This is a genomic window from Microcystis aeruginosa LEGE 91341, from assembly GCF_015206885.1.
Classification (GTDB): domain Bacteria; phylum Cyanobacteriota; class Cyanobacteriia; order Cyanobacteriales; family Microcystaceae; genus Microcystis; species Microcystis aeruginosa_H.
This window is the reverse complement of the sequence record NZ_JADEXY010000229.1, coordinates 1-3,360: the sequence shown is the minus strand read 5'-3', so window position 1 is coordinate 3,360 and position 3,360 is coordinate 1. Positions and strand designations below refer to the sequence as shown.

At 41.7% G+C, this 3,360-nt stretch carries 3 protein-coding genes; 2 read left to right on the top strand and 1 reads right to left on the bottom strand.

Annotated elements, in window-relative coordinates; genetic code table 11:
* Positions 1-224 precede the first annotated feature (224 nt).
* Positions 225-707 (top strand): photosystem I reaction center protein subunit XI, encoded by a 483-nt coding sequence (locus IQ234_RS20335; protein ID WP_002737469.1) that lies wholly within the window; start codon positions 225-227, stop codon positions 705-707.
* 57 nt (positions 708-764) lie between these two features.
* Positions 765-881, top strand: coding sequence for a photosystem I reaction center subunit VIII (locus IQ234_RS20330; protein WP_002737043.1), 117 nt, complete (start codon positions 765-767; stop codon positions 879-881).
* A 162-nt stretch (positions 882-1,043) separates the two neighbouring features.
* On the opposite strand, the gene IQ234_RS20325 is transcribed toward IQ234_RS20330, so the two are convergent.
* Positions 1,044-3,245: an ATP-binding protein gene (locus IQ234_RS20325; RefSeq protein WP_193958402.1), complete on the bottom strand. Its 2,202-nt coding sequence runs from the start codon at positions 3,243-3,245 to the stop codon at positions 1,044-1,046.
* Positions 3,246-3,360 lie beyond the last annotated feature (115 nt).

The window sequence follows — 3,360 nt, the reverse complement described above, 5'->3', positions numbered from 1 at the left end:
ATTCATAATTCATAATTTATAATTCCCACTCCCACCTCCCCACTCCCATCTCCCCCACTCCCCTGTCTCCTGAGAGAAATGTAACGAATTGTGAGAGTTTCAGCCGTCAACCCTTGAAAACTCGATCGATGGGGTTGCTTGAAGTAATTCTTAGGCCTAAAGTGTAATCTTAAAGTTTTATGATCAATTTTCCTGTTGATCGGAAAAAGGAGAACTCAAACACAATGGCTGAAACTGGATACAAACAGGTGGTGACACCCTACAATGATGATCCGTTCATTGGTCATCTAGCTACCCCCATTTCCGCTTCTGGTTTTACCAAAGCTTTTATTGGTAACTTACCTGCCTATCGTCCCGGTCTAGCTCCGATTCTGCGCGGTCTAGAAGTGGGTATGGCCCACGGTTATTTCCTCGGTGGTCCCTGGGTTGTCCTGGGTCCCCTGAGAGACTCGGAATATGCTAATCTCGGCGGCTTAATCCCCGCTTTAGCCATGGTTCTCTTGGCTACGGGTTGTTTAGCTAGTTATGGTCTTGTCTCCTTCCAAGGTAAGGCCGCTAGTGGTGATCCTCTGCAATCCTCCGAGGGTTGGAGTCAATTCGCCGCCGGTTTCTTTATTGGTGGTATGGGTGGCGCTTTTGTGGCCTATTTCCTCCTAGAAAATCTTGGTGTCGTTGATGGCATCATGCGCGGGGTTTTTAATCAATAATTAACCCTTGTTCTACCTGATTATCATTTCCTTATTTTTTTACTAGGAGCATTTGACATGACTGGTGCCTACGCAGCTTCTTATCTGCCTTGGATTTTAATCCCGATCGTCTGTTGGTTAATGCCAGCCGTGGTCATGGGTTTGTTATTTATCTATATCGAAAGTGAATCCTAATTTAGTCTAGGATTCCTACAATTAAGGACTTGAAAATTAGCTATTTGATAGTTAGTTTTCAAGTCCTATTTTCTGAGGAAAAAAGAAAAGTATTGACCAGATGAAAATGGGTAAAACCCCACACCCTACACCCACCGAAAAACTTTTTGCTGCAAACCCCACTTATAAAGCGGTTAGATAGCGGATTTTTTCTAACAATAGGGAGGGTTGAATCGGTTTGAGGAGATAGTCGTCAATGCCATGACGGCCGAGAAAATTAACGCTGATTTCAGGGGTATCATTCAAGATTAGCACTTTACTGGCTTGAGTTTGGCTGGATTTTTTTAAGAGATGACAGAGATGATATATATCGGGCATTTTCCGATCGACAATTATAATACTTGGCTGCACGATCTCAATTTTTTTGATAGCGGAGACACTATCGATTAACCAAATAACTTGATAATGTGCAACCATCAATAACTCACAAATAAGATTGGCAATTTCTTCGTCACTTTCAATTAAAACTACAGTGGGATGGTGGTGATTAAAATGGGGATTATGCTCTGAGGGTTGGGGGTGAGATTTGGGGGGCTTTTGTTGAGGTAAACGGACGGTAAAGATGGAACCTTTATCTAAGCAAGATTCTACCTCGATCGTGCCGCGATGCAGTTCCACTAATTGTTTAGTTAAAGCCAATCCTAATCCCATACCACCATAACGACGTTTGCGGGAGCCATCTAACTGGGTAAATTTTTCAAATAGAAGCGGTATTTTTTGAGCAGGAATGCCGATGCCCGTGTCTTCTACCTGAAAAATGACCTGACTGCCTTCTTTCCACAGTCTCAGCGTGACAGCACCCTGTTCGGGGGTAAATTTCAGAGCATTTTTTAACAAGTACAAAAGTATCTGCTGAACTCGATCATAATCGGCATAAAAATAATGCTCTTTTTCGGTAATTTTCATCTCTAAAATTAGATTAATTTCTTTAATTTCTGCCTCTGTTTTGATAATTTCTAAAACGTGATTACAGAGATATTTTAGCGAAAACTGTTTAATATCTAAAACGGCTTTTCCTGCCGAAACTTGCGAGAAATTAAGCAAGTCATTAATTAATTCTAATAGTTTATTGCCGTTATCCTGAATCACTTGTAGATAGTGTTTTTGCTTGTCGGGAGGTAAAAAATTACTGGCTGCCGAGCATTTTTGCAGGGTACTGGACAAACCGATAATACAAGTTAGGGGAGTCAATAACTCATGACTCATATTATTTAAAAATTCACTTTTGCAGAGGTTAGCGGCTTCCACGGCCATTAAAGTATCTTGTAATTCTTGGGTTCTTTCTATTACCCGGCACTCAAAAATATCTTTTTGTTCCTGCACTTGGGAATATAATTGCGCTTGATAGATAGCGATGGCGAGATGTTCCCCAATCTGACCTAACAATTTCTTTTCTTGCGGCAACCATCGGCGTTTTTCTCCACATTGATGCGCAATTAATAAACCCCACAATTCTTCTTGTACCACAATCGGTGCAATTAATTTTGATCGCACTTGGTGTTGTCGCAAAAATTCGGACAAACAGAAGGAAGAAGAATAGTTAACATCCACATCATCCACGGCCAAAATTAATCCTTGACGATACTTTTCCTTGTATTGGGGAATATAGGAAAAACAATCGTCTTCGGGGGTTAAATTTAACACGGAATTTATCTGGTCAGAAATGCGCGACTCGGAAGTTATTTTCCCCTTTCCCTCACCGGTATCGGGGAAAAATTGATAAATTAACAATCGGTCCACTTGCAGAAATTCCCGCACTTCCCTGACCACGGTTTCCAGAATCACCGGTAACTCCAGACTCTGACGCATTTGGGTGATGACTTGGTTTAATAATCTTTCCTGTTGGATTTGTTGGGATAGGGCAGCTTCTACCGGTTGACAAACGGAGAAGATGCGGGGACAACCCCCCTCAGCAGCCGGAGAAGAAATTATCGAGAGAATTTTGACTAAAATTTTATTTTGAAAACTGCTGACATTATTGGATAGAGGCAGATTTAAAATTTGATAACCCTGCTCAATTTTCGGGTGGTGGAGAGACTTGACGACCAGTCCTTGCAGAAAACTTTTAATCGTGTTCGCTTCAAAACTAATACGGACTTCGTAATCAAAGTTATGTGCTTGGGGACTGGCTAACAATAAAGCTTGTAGGTCGGTGGAAAGCAAGAGTTGATAGATTTCCCCCGTCTTTAGGGGTAGCTCTCTTTCACTTAGACTAATCCTCGGCCCTGTTACCTGTATTGCCAACTGTCCCCACCAAGAACGAATTTGTTCGAGGTGAGTAGATGACAACACTTGACAGCAAACATAAGCGGGAGAAGCGTTCATTTATCATTCATCAGTTATCAGTTATCAGTCATCAGTCATCAATCATCAGTTATCAGTTGTCAGAAGGCAGGAGATAGGGTGGTGGGGTGTTGGGGTTTTAGGGTTTTAGGGTGTT